The 13,651-nt window shown below is 37.6% G+C and carries 15 protein-coding genes and 1 tRNA gene; 11 read left to right on the top strand and 5 right to left on the bottom strand.

The genetic code is table 11. From position 1 onward, the window contains the following. Positions 1–9: 9 nt before the first annotated feature. The 4 genes from recO to ACT53H_RS03460 all read left to right on the top strand — a co-directional run bounded on the left by recO (position 10) and on the right by ACT53H_RS03460 (position 3,059). Positions 10–723, top strand: coding sequence for a DNA repair protein RecO (gene recO, locus ACT53H_RS03475; protein WP_174764647.1), 714 nt, complete (start codon positions 10–12; stop codon positions 721–723). A gap of 13 nt (positions 724–736) precedes the next feature. Beyond that, a complete protein-coding gene (gene pdxJ, locus ACT53H_RS03470; RefSeq protein ID WP_004790748.1) occupies positions 737–1,462 on the top strand; it encodes a pyridoxine 5'-phosphate synthase in 726 nt (241 codons plus the stop codon). Positions 1,463–1,468: 6 nt separating this feature from the next. After that, entirely contained in the window at positions 1,469–2,113 is a 645-nt protein-coding gene (locus tag ACT53H_RS03465; protein ID WP_004790750.1) for a MiaE family protein, read from the top strand. A 187-nt stretch (positions 2,114–2,300) separates the two neighbouring features. Then, positions 2,301–3,059 (top strand): SDR family oxidoreductase, encoded by a 759-nt coding sequence (locus ACT53H_RS03460; RefSeq protein ID WP_238611844.1) that lies wholly within the window; start codon positions 2,301–2,303, stop codon positions 3,057–3,059. Between the two features lie 170 nt (positions 3,060–3,229). Here ACT53H_RS03460 and ACT53H_RS03455 read toward each other — a convergent pair. Continuing rightward, positions 3,230–3,305, bottom strand: a tRNA-Asn gene (locus tag ACT53H_RS03455). A 46-nt stretch (positions 3,306–3,351) separates the two neighbouring features. Here ACT53H_RS03455 and ACT53H_RS03450 point away from each other — a divergent pair. Continuing rightward, positions 3,352–3,498 (top strand): hypothetical protein, encoded by a 147-nt coding sequence (locus ACT53H_RS03450; protein WP_443274022.1) that lies wholly within the window; start codon positions 3,352–3,354, stop codon positions 3,496–3,498. Positions 3,499–3,539: 41 nt separating this feature from the next. Further along, a complete protein-coding gene (locus tag ACT53H_RS03445; protein ID WP_476008620.1) occupies positions 3,540–3,971 on the top strand; it encodes a hypothetical protein in 432 nt (143 codons plus the stop codon). Between the two features lie 15 nt (positions 3,972–3,986). Here ACT53H_RS03445 and ACT53H_RS03440 read toward each other — a convergent pair whose 3' ends face one another. Further along, a complete protein-coding gene (locus tag ACT53H_RS03440; protein WP_151964171.1) occupies positions 3,987–4,424 on the bottom strand; it encodes a PaaI family thioesterase in 438 nt (145 codons plus the stop codon). Positions 4,425–4,664: 240 nt separating this feature from the next. On the opposite strand from ACT53H_RS03440, the gene ACT53H_RS03435 reads away from it, so the two are divergent. After that, positions 4,665–5,504: a DMT family transporter gene (locus ACT53H_RS03435; protein WP_476008619.1), complete on the top strand. Its 840-nt coding sequence runs from the start codon at positions 4,665–4,667 to the stop codon at positions 5,502–5,504. Between the two features lie 52 nt (positions 5,505–5,556). Here ACT53H_RS03435 and ACT53H_RS03430 read toward each other — a convergent pair whose 3' ends face one another. Further along, entirely contained in the window at positions 5,557–6,792 is a 1,236-nt protein-coding gene (locus ACT53H_RS03430; protein WP_004790755.1) for a pyridoxal phosphate-dependent aminotransferase, read from the bottom strand. A gap of 208 nt (positions 6,793–7,000) precedes the next feature. Between ACT53H_RS03430 and ACT53H_RS03425 the strand changes: the two genes are divergently transcribed. Continuing rightward, on the top strand, positions 7,001–7,180 hold the full coding sequence (locus ACT53H_RS03425; RefSeq protein ID WP_002118942.1) for a hypothetical protein: 180 nt from the start codon (positions 7,001–7,003) through the stop codon (positions 7,178–7,180). 30 nt (positions 7,181–7,210) lie between these two features. On the opposite strand, the gene ACT53H_RS03420 is transcribed toward ACT53H_RS03425, so the two are convergent. Both ACT53H_RS03420 and ACT53H_RS03415 read right to left on the bottom strand, forming a co-directional pair. Continuing rightward, on the bottom strand, positions 7,211–8,650 hold the full coding sequence (locus ACT53H_RS03420) for a sensor domain-containing diguanylate cyclase (protein WP_151964168.1): 1,440 nt from the start codon (positions 8,648–8,650) through the stop codon (positions 7,211–7,213). 176 nt (positions 8,651–8,826) lie between these two features. Then, positions 8,827–9,618, bottom strand: coding sequence for an A1S_2505 family phage non-structural protein (locus ACT53H_RS03415; RefSeq protein WP_004790757.1), 792 nt, complete (start codon positions 9,616–9,618; stop codon positions 8,827–8,829). A gap of 180 nt (positions 9,619–9,798) precedes the next feature. Between ACT53H_RS03415 and uvrB the strand changes: the two genes are divergently transcribed. The 3 genes from uvrB (at position 9,799) to rarD (ending at position 13,559) form a co-directional block, all read left to right on the top strand. Further along, positions 9,799–11,820 (top strand): excinuclease ABC subunit UvrB, encoded by a 2,022-nt coding sequence (uvrB, locus tag ACT53H_RS03410; RefSeq protein ID WP_174740113.1) that lies wholly within the window; start codon positions 9,799–9,801, stop codon positions 11,818–11,820. A 93-nt stretch (positions 11,821–11,913) separates the two neighbouring features. After that, positions 11,914–12,501 (top strand): lipocalin family protein, encoded by a 588-nt coding sequence (locus ACT53H_RS03405; RefSeq protein ID WP_004643647.1) that lies wholly within the window; start codon positions 11,914–11,916, stop codon positions 12,499–12,501. Between the two features lie 110 nt (positions 12,502–12,611). After that, positions 12,612–13,559: an EamA family transporter RarD gene (rarD, locus tag ACT53H_RS03400; protein WP_476008618.1), complete on the top strand. Its 948-nt coding sequence runs from the start codon at positions 12,612–12,614 to the stop codon at positions 13,557–13,559. Positions 13,560–13,651 lie beyond the last annotated feature (92 nt).

Genomic DNA, 13,651 nt, shown 5'->3' with positions numbered 1-13,651 from the left:
TTTCTTTTTATGATGCGCAATGAAGTCCTCCATGGATATATGATTCATCACCGTAAGTACCGTGAAAAAAGTCATATTGTGCATCTTTTTACTCAAGAGTATGGGCGAGTCGATGGTATTTTAAGACAGACTCCGCCCCCTCAATATCAGCCTATCCGCTTGCAAGCCACGGGTAAAAGTGAGCTGAAAAACTTTACAAAGCTTGAAATCTTAAATCAGCCTGTTTTCTTTTTTGGTGATGCTTTTTTTGCTGGATTTTATTTAAATGAAGTTGTTCTTAGACTTTGTCCCTTAGAAGAGACAATGCCACAAACGTTTGAGCAATATCAGTTAACGTTACTTCAATTACAACAATTATCTTCCCACGAAAATCCTGACCTTTTTCTTCGGCAGATTTTGCGCCAGTTCGAGCATGTTTTACTTCCTGAACTTGGATACGCGATTGATTTCTCAGTCGATACCCAACAACAGCCGATTCAGGCTCATCAGTTTTATCAATTTCAAGTGACAGAAGGTTTCGCTCCTGTTGTGCAGGCGAGTCGTTCTTCTTTGTCAGGGAAAGCGATTTTGTCTATGTTGGATTATGAGCAAGGGCAGGATTTTTCTCTCGAACAATTGCAATTATTAGGTAAACTATACCGTCAAATGATTACATCGCTTTTAGGTGATCGTCCCCTAAAAAGTCGACAATTGTGGATTCAAAACACTCAAACTCAATCGTAATTAGGATTTATTTATGGCTGCATTGCTTGGTGTAAACATAGACCATGTTGCTACTTTGAGACAGGCGCGCGGTACTACTTACCCAGATCCTGTAGAAGCTGCTCTTATTTGTGAACAAGCCGGTGCAGAGGGCATTACTTTGCATTTGCGTGAAGACCGTCGCCATATTCAAGATGATGACGTACGCCGCATGCGTCCATTATTAAAAACACGTATGAATCTTGAGTTAGCTGTTACTGATGAAATGGTCGAGTTTGCGAAAGAAATTCAGCCACAGCATGTTTGTTTTGTTCCTGAAAGACGCCAAGAAGTAACCACTGAAGGTGGTTTAGATGTAGTAGGTAACTTTGAAAAAGTTAAAGCTGCAACTCAGACTTTAGCTGCTATTGGCTGCGACGTATCATTATTTATTGATGCGGATTTAGCTCAAATTGATGCAGCAGTTGCATGTGGTGCACCTACGATTGAGTTACATACGGGTGCATATGCAGATGCGGCAACAGAGCAAGATCAACAAGCTGAGCTGGCGCGTATTATCAAAGGTGTTGAATACGCAGCTTCAAAAGGTTTGGTTGTAAATGCTGGTCATGGCCTTAACCTTAAGAATATTGCTCCAATTGCTGCTATCTCACAAATTCACGAGTTAAACATTGGGCACTCAATTATTGCAGATAGTGTTTTTGTGGGGCTGGTTCAAGCTGTTAAAGATATGAAAGCAGCAATTCAGGTGGCAGGTTAATTAGTTATGTCGAGTATCAATTACGATGAATTAATGCAACCTGTTTTGGCTTTTTTAGGCTGTCAAACGCCAAAAGCATGGTTAGATGAGGCAATCAATAATCTAGATATTTTGATGCAAGATCATGCTAATTGTGAAAAAAAAGCAGCTAGTACAGCAATGAACTTAATGTTCCGTTATAGCTTCTTCCCTGATTTGCAAGTAAAGCTTGCGCAGCTGGTACGGGAAGAAATGCTTCATTATGAACAAGTGCTTGAGCTTATGGCTAAGCGTGGTCAGAAATGGGATGGCTTAAGTGCAGGGCGCTATGCTGGTGGGTTGCGTAAAGAGATTCGTACTTATGAGCCAGAGGCTTTAATTGATGTACTTGTGGTAGGTGCTTTTGTTGAGGCGCGCTCATGCGAACGCTTTCATGCTCTTGCTCCACGTGTAGATGATGAGTTAGGACGCTATTATCGCTATTTGCTTAAGTCGGAGTCTCGTCATTTTGAGGACTACTTGGCACTTGCACTTGATGTTGCAAAAACTGCAAAAATGAAAAATCCTAAAGAGGATATTCAGCAGCGCATTGATCATATTCGTGAGGTTGAAAAGAATCTGATTTTAACGCCTGATGATACCTTCCGTTTTCACAGTGGCGTGCCTGCATAATATTAGAAGTTTTAATAAAAAGTTTACCGTGAAAGGTAAACTTTTTATTAAGTAAGCTTTATACCTTCGGTGTTAGGCGTGTTCTGCTTTTATTTTTTAAAGTAATAACGAATATTATGTAAATATAAAGATAGTTTTGTTCATAATTGGTTCAACTAAATTAGTCGAATATTTTAAGGATATAAGAATGTTAGCATTAGTTACAGGTGCCTCTGCGGGCTTTGGTTATAGTATTTCAAAAAAACTGATTGAGTCAGGTTACAAAGTTATTGGCTGTGGAAGACGGGAAGAAAAGCTAAAAGAATTACAACAAGAGCTTGGTGAAAAGTTCTATCCTTTAGTATTTGACATGACAGATACTGTAGAAAATATAAATAAGGCACTAGTTGATTTACCAGCCGAATTTCAAATCAGTCAAATTGATTTATTGGTAAATAATGCTGGTCTAGCATTAGGGTTGGAGTCAGCCGATAAATCAGATTTAGATGATTGGTACACTATGATTGATACCAATGTTAAGGGGCTTATTACTGTTACCCGATTAATTTTGCCAAGCATGGTAAAGAAAAAGTCTGGCTTAATTATTAATATGGGATCAATTGCAGGTACATACCCATATCCGGGTGGTAACGTTTACGGTGCAACGAAAGCATTCGTGGAGCAATTTAGTTTAAACCTTCGAGCTGATCTATCAGGTACGGGCATTCGAGTAACTAACATTGAACCAGGGCTTTGTGGGGGTACAGAGTTTTCTTTGGTACGTTTTAAAGGTGACCAAGAGAAAGTGAACAGTCTTTATGATAAAAAGAATCCAATCTTGCCTGAAGATATTGCAAATACGGTAGCTTGGGTTGCTTCACAACCTCCGCACATTAATATTAATCGTATTGAAATGATGCCGACCAGCCAGTCTTTTAATCCTTTAAAAGTGGTTGAAATGGAATAATGATTTAAGAAAGGAATATCTTTTTCAAACTTAGATTAGATCATTAAGCTAACTAAATGGGTTCAAGCATGAAAATTAAATCCTCTATATTGATAGGGGATTTTTTTATAGCTATTAATAAAATTATGGCAAAAAAAAGCCCGCTTTAATGCTGCGGGCTTTTTAGTATTTGGCTCTCCCACCTGGGCTCGAACCAGGGACCTGCGGATTAACAGTCCGTCGCTCTACCGACTGAGCTATGGGAGAATCTGCATGCGATTATAAGGAGATTTTGAGAAGGGTCAAGTCTAAATTGTCATGTTTACTTCATTTTTGTGTTGTATGCTTTTTATTTGATCAGTTGGGTGCTGTGTTAAGAAATTACTTGCACTTTAAAAATTCAGTTGCTAGATTCAAGAAAGAACAAGCGTTTGGAGAAATCCAAACAGTGTGGATTTAAACCAACTTGCCAGCACTAAAATGGCTAAATCGGAGATAAGTATGAAAACGCTTACGATCGCTTCTATTTTTTCTAATTTTGATTTTTATCAACAAAATTATCTTAATGTCTTAACTCAATCAGAATCTTATTACACACCTGTAGAAGATGCATGGATTGATGCTTATCCTTTCAAAAAACAGAATTTATATTTAGGTGATTTACTGCAACTTTGGTTGAGTTCTAAATGGAACGTGCATAATTCACTTAAAATTTTAAAAAGCTCGAAATTATTAAACTCCTCTAAATCTCTATATATTTTTCAATTGGAAGGGGAGTTATTGTTGGGTAAAAATAAAGTGTTAGCTTGGTCTACTGAGCATCAAGAAATTATAGAACTTCAACTTAAAAATATTTGGTCGCCTTATGTGATTGCGCAAACTTGTGAACGTCCAAATAATCAAAATTACTCAATAAAAAAGGCAGCGGTTTAAGGCTGCCTTTAATTCTTAGGGACGAATAATCATGCAGGTTGCTGTTGCATAGGCATACAGTTTACCTTCCTCATCAATAATCTTTCCTTCGGAAATACCTAAATTTTTACTTAAATTAATAACTTTTCCTGTCGCAATTAAAGGATGGTTCTTTGGAATGGGGCGGCACATTTTCACGTTAAGGTCGATTGTGCCATAGCCTACACCCGCAGGTAACATCGTATGTACTGCACAACCAGTCACCGAATCTAGAACTGTGGCAGCAAAACCACCATGTACGCCACCGAGTGGATTTAGATGGTTATGATCTGCTTGGGCTTTGAAAGTAACAGATCCTTCTGAAATTTCAGAAGGTTGCATAGGTATGGTTTTACTAATACTCGCTGCTGGAATGTGGCCATCTATCATGGCTTGTAAAAATTCAAGGCCAGTCATTTCCATCGGATTTTTCATTTTTTGAGTCCTTTAATTCTTTAGGTTCTAAAATGGAACTTGATATTAGCCTATTATTAAGTCATCGATATGTCAATTCTATAGTTAAAAAATGAACTGATAAGGTGAATCTTCGAAACTTGTCAATCTAATATAATATTCCTTTATTATAAAAATTGAATTAAATGAGTTGCATAATGAATTAGATAGATAAGAGGTTCTTCTTATACACTATAAAAAAATAGCAGGAGCATAGGGATAATGCTTTTAAAAATTGCACTAGCAATGATGGCTTTTGCAGCAAACTCCGTGTTGTGCCGTTTGGCTCTAGCAGGGCATCATATTGACCCAATGAGTTTTAGTCTAGTAAGAGTAGTAAGTGGTGCAGTTGTTTTATTGGGGCTATTTTCATATTCAAAATCACCTCAAGCCAAAGTCCAATGGAGTCTAAAAAACGCATTTTTTCTAGCGATTTATATTTTGGCATTTTCGTGCGCCTATCTTCAAATCGATGCTGGTATCGGTGCTTTACTATTGTTTGGCGTTGTACAGCTGACTATGGTGCTTTACGGTTATTGGCATGGTGAGCAGATTGGTATATACCGTGGTATAGGCTTATGTATTGCTTTAGCTGGAATCATTGTTTTGCTATTACCGGGTGCTCATGCGCCTGATTGGGGATATGCTCTAATTATGGTGATATCTGGTTTGGCATGGGCGGGTTACAGCATCGTGGGTCGTAATATGACGCAGCCTGTCGGCAGTACATTGGCAAACTTTACATTAGCTGTGCCAATCGTTTTTTTGGCAAATGTATTGCTTAATCAAGAGCGGTATATTGATTTGCAGGGGTGGGTATTAGCAATTTTGTCTGGTGGTGTGACTTCAAGTGTAGCTTATGTACTCTGGTATGCAATTTTGAAGCATATTGATCGAATGACGGCCAGTACTGTGCAGTTGAGTGTGCCATGTTTGGCAATTATAGGTGGAAGCTTATTTGTGAATGAAGCTGTAACAGGCCGAGTGATTTTCTCTGGTTTTATGGTTTTGTTTGGAATTTTTCTGGTTATTTATATGGTGCCAAAGAAAAACAAAGCATAGATCAATTAAAAAAGGGTTCCCTAAAGAGAACCCTTTTTATGCAAAATGCAGATTATTTCGCAGCTTTTTCAGCTTCAATAGATGCAATCGCAGCATCTACACCTTCAATTGAGTCAGCAGCTTTTTTGATACGTGCTAACGCATCAACAAGTACTTCGTCAGCTGTAGCATATGAAATGCGCATAAAGCCGCCTAAACCAAATGCATCACCAGGTACTACTGCTACGCCAGTTTCTTCTAGTAACCATTCAGAGAACTCTGTGCAAGATTTTAAGCCTTTTGCACGAATAAGAGGGCGAATGTTTGCATAGGCATAGAAAGCGCCATCAGCAGGTAAGCAAGAGATACCTTTGATGTCATTTAAGCCGTTTACAACTAAGTCATGACGGCGTTTAAACGCTTCAATCATTGGCTCTAAAACATCTTGTGGACCATTCAATGCAGCTTCAGCAGCAACTTGCGAAATAGAAGTTGGGTTAGAAGTTGATTGAGATTGGATTTTTTTCATTGCCCCAATGATTTTTGCTGGACCGGCTGCATAGCCAATACGCCAACCAGTCATTGCATATGCTTTAGATACACCATTTAAAACAATCGTGCGGTCATATAAATCTGGAGCAACTGTTGCGATGTTGTAGAACTCATCTTCCCAACGAATTGGTTCATACATATCGTCAGATGCAACAAATACTTGTGGGTGGCGACGTAAAACTTCAGCTAAAGCTTCTAATTCAGCTTTGCTATAAATCATACCAGTCGGGTTAGAAGGGCTGTTTAATACAACTAAGCGAGTGTTAGGTGTAATAGCAGCTTCTAATTGTTCAGGAGTGATTTTGAAACGTTGATCTTCACCACATTTCACAATGACTGGAGTACCTTCAGCAATAATGACCATATCTGGATAACTTACCCAGAAAGGTGCTGGAATGATAACTTCATCGCCTTTGTTTAATAGAGCAAGTGCCAAGTTAAAGAAGCTTTGCTTACCACCACATGAAACCAAAATCTGATTCGCTTGATAATCAAGATTATTATCACGCTTAAATTTAGCAATAATTGCTTTTTTTAACCCAGGAGTACCATCTACAGCCGTATATTTGGTGAAACCATTATTAATCGCTTCAATTGCAGCATCTTTGATGTGTTGCGGGGTATCAAAGTCTGGTTCGCCAGCACCTAAACCAATCACGTTCTTGCCAGCAGCTTTAAGTTCAGCAGCTTTGTTGGTTACAGCAAGTGTAGGGGACGGTTTGATAGCATTGACACGATCAGAAAGACGTACGTCCACGGCAATATTCCTCTTATGGGATTAAAAAATAAAAAGCATACTATCTTATCGCAAAAATTAAGTAATTTGCGGATGTGGGTATTTTTAGATGTAAAAAAGTTTGATTTAAGAAAGAACTTGTCGCTGTTTTATTCAATTGAAGCTTTTTTGGAAAGAAATGATAAAAATCATTTATAATAAGTCGCAATCGAAATTTCGAGAATGAATCATGACTGAGCAACAGCCAAAACAGAAAAAGGCTTTGGTGAAATTGCCATTCCCAATGCCGAATGAAAGCAATCAAGCCGACGATGCGGTACACAACCAAGTACGTCCTAAACCAGAGCAATACGCAGATAGAACGTGGATGCCTCCACGTGGTACGCGTCGTTCTATGGGAAAACGCTAATTTTGAAAAACAGGCAATATGCCTGTTTTTTTATTGATTGAGTAAAATTTCCTGATAATAACTTTTTTTCTTTTGATACATGTGATGGTCCGCTCGCTTTAACATGTCCTCAATTTGTTCATTTGTTTGAGTAGTTGCATGTCCAATTGCAATCCGAACTGGATGACTTGAATAATATTGATTGTCGATATTAAAAAGCTCCTGAATGGTCTGAAGCATAATGAGAACATTTGCCTCATCTGCCCCCGGCATTAAAATCACAAATTCATCGCCACCTATTCTAGAAGCGGTATAGGGCGTATTTAAAATGGCCTGACTTAAAATATTTCCAACGCGACGCAATAAACCATCCCCAATATCATGACCAAACTGATCATTGGTTTCTTTTAATCCGTTCATATCTAAGAAAATTGAAGAAACAGGGCGAATAATGCTTCGGTTTAAACGGTTAAGTTCTTCTGTAAAAAAAGCGCGGTTATATAGTTTGGTCAGGACATCGTGTTGTCCCAAATATTCAAGATAGTTTTCCGCTTTTTTCCGCGCGGTAATATCTGTAAGTGCAACTTGTACTAGCCCCCAAGTTTCTTCATAACCGGGAAAAACCGTAAATTGAAGCAAGACATTTCTTATTTGGCCATCTAAAGCATAGTTAATGGCTTCACGTTTATGATGAATATTACCTTGCCATAATTCGATGAGTTGCTCCCGAAAGGTTTCAATCATTTCTTCCGCAAAAATCTTATGTGTATTTCTTAAGAGGGTAGACTTATCAGGAGCCTTAAATAAATCAAGAGTTGCCTGATTAACATCTAAAATTAGAATATCTTCTACACACTGGCGGACAAATTCAGGATGAACATCTAGAAAAGTTCTAAAATCTTCAATTCCCAATAGCCTAAGTTGATCAATTCTATTTTTTATACGGCTGAAATCTTCCACCCAAAGAGAGGTAGGTGAATAGATAAACATGGATTCAGCCAAGCGACGATTTTTTTCTTCTTCACGAAGCGCATTTTGATAAGGTGTAATGTCTTCTGTAGTAATTAGTACACGTTCAAAGGTCGATTCAGAACCGGGTAAAATTGAGCCTCTTAACTGAACATCAATACGTTTGCCCGATAAAGTGTAATTTACAGTCGTACTTGAAAAATGGGTTTTACCATTCCATAGTTCTTCTAATTCATTAATATGTGATTCAAACATCTCTTTTTTAAAAATAAGATTTAAACTCGAATACAGTTCTTCGTGAGTTTTTGCTTCAAAAAGTTCTAATGTTTTTTGATTCACACGAACAATTTTAATTTTATGAGCACATTCAATAATTAAATTTTTATTTTGGCTTAAAAATTCATGGAGGTTTTCAATACCTTGATTTCTCCATAGATCAAATTGTTGTTTAACTTCACTGAAATCCTCAATCCACATTGGAATTGGGCTAAGGTCAAAAATTGAAGAATCTAAAGTTTCCATATGTTTCTTTAAGTATTCAGTTTGCCTTAAAGTATAATGAGAAAAATTAAGATTTGGGAATATAAAGAACTTAAATTTATTAGAATAATTAAAAATAAGAAAATTAAATGTAAGTAAAAATAAACTTATGAGCTAAGCAGATATTATCTGCTTAGCTCATAAGTTTATTGGAGAAATTAACGATTAATAGGGTGGTCAATATTCTTTTCACCACGCCATAATTTGATAAAGTCTTGCTCGTCAAAATCATAAAGTTCCATGAGTGCAACGACTGCACTCACAAAAATCATAGCACCCTCAGAGTTGCCGTGTAGATCAAAAATTTTACCGTTGAGCTTACCTAAAATATCACTAAGCTCATGATCACGGCCTCGGCCATATCGATCTCGAGGGTATAGCTCTTCATTTAAAACAATAAGAGCAATTGCTTTTTCCGCAGCTGATAAATCTGTTTTATCTAAGGCTTCTTCAAAAGATTCACTTCCATGATTGAAGTAAAAAATTACTTCATCGTTAATGAAACTTTTTACCATCTTTTGAGTTAATGTTGGAAATTGTGAAACTGCATTATCTTCAACATAGGGTTTAAAAGATTCTGGAAAGATAACGTTGTGATCAATATCTTTAAAGAGTGGTGCAATTTCAGAAACTTTATAACCTGCGATGCCACAACCCAAAGCGGTGACAAAATATTTCATTTTAGGATGGTTTTTTGCATATATCTTAAAATCTTCAACGTAGTGCTCAATTTGTGAAAGAGGCATTTGTTGGATATGTTCATTTAAAGTTGGAATTGCAAAGCTTTGACCAGCCCAGCCGCGCCCCACACCTTCAACTGCTCCGAAGTGTTGACTGGCAACGCGTGCTGCGCCGCTACCATGCTGTCCAGCAAGGTTACTACCAAATACAAAAACTGTATCTTCTGGAAGTTCGGTTACAATACTTTCATCATGATATTGATAGGTCATGGTTATGCTTTTTATTTAATGGATAGCTTCATGTTGCAACTGATTATAGTATTGGTCAAGTGTTAAGATGCTTAATCTTTTACATTGAATTTCCAACTCAATTTGCACTTTAAATTAAGATAAAAATCCCCATTAAAAGGGGAGACGTTAAATTCAATTTTTTCATAAAGAGAGATAACTTTGAACGAAAATCAACCTTTTGATTTGGTCACTCATTATCAGCCAGCAGGTGATCAGCCACAGGCAATTGAAAAGCTGGTCAATGGTATCGAGCATGGTTTTCGTAATCAGTTATTGCTAGGGGTAACTGGCTCAGGTAAGACCTATACCATGGCAAATGTGATCGCTCAAACACAGCGCCCTACAATTGTGATGGCCCATAACAAAACTTTGGCTGCCCAACTTTATGGTGAGTTTAAATCTTTCTTCCCTAATAATGCGGTTGAATATTTTGTAAGTTATTACGATTACTACCAACCAGAAGCTTACGTTCCATCTTCGGATACGTTCATTGAAAAAGATGCGGCCATTAATGATCACATTGACCAGATGCGATTATCTGCAACACGAGCTTTATTAGAACGTCGTGATGCAATTATTGTCGCATCGGTATCTGCAATTTATGGTTTGGGTGACCCAAATGCTTATATGCAAATGTTGCTGCATGTGGTCGAGGGTGACCGAGTAAGCCGTGATGAAATCATTCGCCGTTTGGTTGAAATGCAATATACGCGTAATGAACTTGAATTCTTACGTGGTACATATCGAATTCGCGGCGAAATTATTGATATTTTTCCAGCAGAATCTGATCAACATGCTATTCGCATTGAACTATTTGATGATGAGGTCGACTCAATCCGTTGGTTTGACCCGCTAACTGGTAAAATGGTTCGTAAAGTTTCTCGGGTAACGATCTATCCAAAAAGTCACTATGTAACGCCAAAAGATCATCTAACCCGTGCCATCGATACAATTAAGGATGAATTACAAGATCAACTTAAATTCTTCCGTGAACATGACAAATTGCTCGAAGCACAGCGTATTGAGCAACGGACACGTTACGATCTGGAAATGATGCAACAGTTGGGTTATACCAATGGTATCGAAAATTACTCACGTCATTTGTCTGGACGACCATCTGGTGAAGCTCCGCCGACTTTATTTGACTATATTCCAGAAGATGCTTTGCTGATTATTGATGAATCACACGTTACGGTTCCGCAAATTGGAGCGATGTATAAAGGTGACCGATCGCGTAAAGAAAACTTAGTAAATTATGGCTTCCGTTTACCAAGTGCGCTTGATAACCGTCCAATGAAGTTTGAAGAGTGGGAGCGTATTGTACCGACTACCATTTTTGTAAGTGCAACACCTGCTAAATATGAATTAGAAAAGTCAGACCAGATCGTTGAACAGGTTGTACGTCCAACAGGTCTCATCGATCCTGAAATTGAGATTCGTCCTGTCTTAACCCAAGTGGATGATGTTCTTTCGGAAATTAATATTCGTAAGAATTTGAATGAAAGGGTATTAATTACGACTTTAACGAAGCGTATGGCAGAAGATCTGACTTCATATTTAAAAGAATATGGCGTTAAGGTGGCTTATCTCCACTCAGATATTGATACCGTTGAACGTGTCAAAATTATTCATGAATTACGTACAGGTGTATTCGATGTTTTAGTCGGTATTAACCTGCTACGTGAAGGTCTGGATATGCCAGAAGTTTCTTTGGTTGCTATTTTAGATGCAGATAAAGAGGGCTTTTTACGTTCGGAACGTTCACTCATTCAGACAATTGGTCGTGCTGCACGTAATGTAAAAGGTAAAGCAATTTTATATGCTGACCGAATTACTGACTCTATGCAAAAGGCAATAGATGAAACTGATCGCCGTAGAGCCAAGCAAATTGAATTTAATGAGTTGCATGGTATTACGCCACGTAGTGCGGTTCGTCAGGCTGTCAAAGAAATTGACTCGGGTGAGGTACTTTCAGACGACGAGATTGATGAAAAAGTACTTGAACAAGCACAAGCATTGAGTGCTGATGAAAGACATATTCTTTCAGACCCTAAATTGTTTAGTAAACATATTACTAAGCTTGAAAAAGACATGTTAAAGGCCTCGAAAGATTTACAGTTTGAGCAAGCAGCGCGGATACGTGATGAAATTCTTCGATTAAAAGCGCAGATGTTGCAATAAATGAATACATAACGCTACATAATGTGTTTAAAAAACAAGCTACTGTAGATATTTGAGTTCTTTTGTATTCACAACTAATCGTTGAGGGCAACAATGGCATTTAGAAATAATGTTCCGCAAGCGAGTTGGCGTTTGGCTAAAATTGCGTTGGGCGGTGTCGTTTTGGCTGGTTTAGCTGTCGGAACCTATGTCTATGCTCAGCCGAAACCCTTGCAAACTGTTTATAAAGTTGAACTGGACCGATATTTAGGTGTTTGGTATGAAGTTGCCCGTAAGCCTGCATTTTTCCAAAAAAAATGTGCTTATAACGTATCTGCAACTTACACCTTAAATGAAAATGGAAATGTGGTTGTAGATAACCGCTGCTATGACAATAGAAAACAATTACAGCAATCTATTGGTGAAGCATTCGTGGTTAACCCGCCATATAACACCAAATTAAAGGTGAGTTTCTTACCGGAAGCTGTGCGATGGATTCCAGTTATTCGCGGAGATTACTGGATTTTAAAAATAGATGAAGACTATCAAACTGTTTTAGTAGGAGAACCTTCTCGTAAATATCTTTGGGTATTATCAAGAACTCCTCATCCTGAACAAGAAGTGGTGGATGAATATCTAAATTATGCAAAAACATTGGGTTTTGATATTCGCGATATTATCCGTACAGAACATAAAGAATAAATGTAAATGTCTGATTAAGAAAAAACCATGTTTTTACATGGTTTTTTCTTTTTTATAGTGGATAAATCAAGTATTGTGGTGAGCTGTTTTTACTAAAGTCTAAGAGGGTGGTGATGTTTAAGGGCGTGAGTTTGTCTGTCATGGCATCTGTCACTTTTGGTGTACTTTATTTTTATACTCAATTGTTAGGCGAGCTTGATAGTGAACAAACTTTTGGATGGCGGATTATTGCAACAATCCCATTTCTAACTTTGTTTATGTGGTGGAGTGGCGATTTAGCGTATATCAAAAATATCTACCAGCGTATTTTGGCTAAGCCATCTTTATTATTGTTGTTAATTACAACCTCCGTTTTAACTTCAGTCCAACTTTGGCTGTTTTTATGGGGGCCTATGCATGGGCGAGGCCTGCAAGTATCTTTAGGATATTTTCTGTTGCCGCTTGTTTTAGTATTAGCTGGAAGTGTGCTGTATGGCGAAAAAATTTCTAAATTTCAATGGGTCGCAATTATTCTTGCTGTCATTGGCGTGAGCCATGAAATCTGGCGTTTAGGAAGTATTGCTTGGGAAACTGCATTGGTTGCAGTTGGCTATTCTGCCTACTTTTTATTGCGTAAAAAAATTAAAACAGACAATTTAGGCGGCTTTTGGTGGGACTTAGTTATTATTTTGCCGATTGCGATTTATTTAACCCATACAGGTTTACTCCCTTATAGCAAATTTATAGATCAACCGAGTCTTACTTTGATCATTATTGGGCTTGGAATTTTAAGTGCTATTGGTTTGGGAAGTTATATTCTGGCAAGTCGCTTTTTACCCTTAGTTGTGTTTGGACTTTTAGGATATTTGGAACCAGTTTTGCTTGCTTTAGCTTCTCTAGTTTTAGGGGAGAGTATTGGCCAAGAAGAATGGTTTACTTATATTCCAATCTGGTGTGCAGTCTTTGTACTCGTTTTAGAAGGCGCAGTTCACCTTTATCAGCAACGTCAAAAAGCCAAAAATTTGCAGCTAAACATCGCGAAATATCAGAAAAGATTAAAAAATGATGCTCAAGATTAGAGCATCAGAATCTAAAAAGTAAGAAAAAGCAAAAATTTAGCTGCTTTAAACAATAAGATAATAAAAAATAATTATAGGTATTTTATGAATTT

The sequence above is a fragment of the Acinetobacter sp. DMC2 genome (assembly GCF_056314305.1).
The sequence above is the reverse complement of the archived record's forward strand: the minus strand, read 5'-3'. Positions and strand labels throughout refer to the sequence as shown.

Excerpts from the sequence above, each read along its gene's own strand:
- ACT53H_RS03420 (WP_151964168.1), bottom strand. The coding sequence starts at position 8,650 with ATGGAAACTTTAGATTCTTCAATTTTTGACCTTAGCCCAATTCCAATG.
- pdxJ (WP_004790748.1), top strand. The coding sequence starts at position 737 with ATGGCTGCATTGCTTGGTGTAAACATAGACCATGTTGCTACTTTGAGA.
- ACT53H_RS03425 (WP_002118942.1), top strand. The coding sequence starts at position 7,001 with ATGACTGAGCAACAGCCAAAACAGAAAAAGGCTTTGGTGAAATTGCCA.
- ACT53H_RS03465 (WP_004790750.1), top strand. The coding sequence starts at position 1,469 with ATGTCGAGTATCAATTACGATGAATTAATGCAACCTGTTTTGGCTTTT.
- ACT53H_RS03445 (WP_476008620.1), top strand. The coding sequence starts at position 3,540 with ATGAAAACGCTTACGATCGCTTCTATTTTTTCTAATTTTGATTTTTAT.
- ACT53H_RS03435 (WP_476008619.1), top strand. The coding sequence starts at position 4,665 with ATGCTTTTAAAAATTGCACTAGCAATGATGGCTTTTGCAGCAAACTCC.
- recO (WP_174764647.1), top strand. The coding sequence starts at position 10 with ATGATGCGCAATGAAGTCCTCCATGGATATATGATTCATCACCGTAAG.
- ACT53H_RS03460 (WP_238611844.1), top strand. The coding sequence starts at position 2,301 with ATGTTAGCATTAGTTACAGGTGCCTCTGCGGGCTTTGGTTATAGTATT.
- ACT53H_RS03405 (WP_004643647.1), top strand. The coding sequence starts at position 11,914 with ATGGCATTTAGAAATAATGTTCCGCAAGCGAGTTGGCGTTTGGCTAAA.
- ACT53H_RS03440 (WP_151964171.1), bottom strand. The coding sequence starts at position 4,424 with ATGAAAAATCCGATGGAAATGACTGGCCTTGAATTTTTACAAGCCATG.
- ACT53H_RS03415 (WP_004790757.1), bottom strand. The coding sequence starts at position 9,618 with ATGACCTATCAATATCATGATGAAAGTATTGTAACCGAACTTCCAGAA.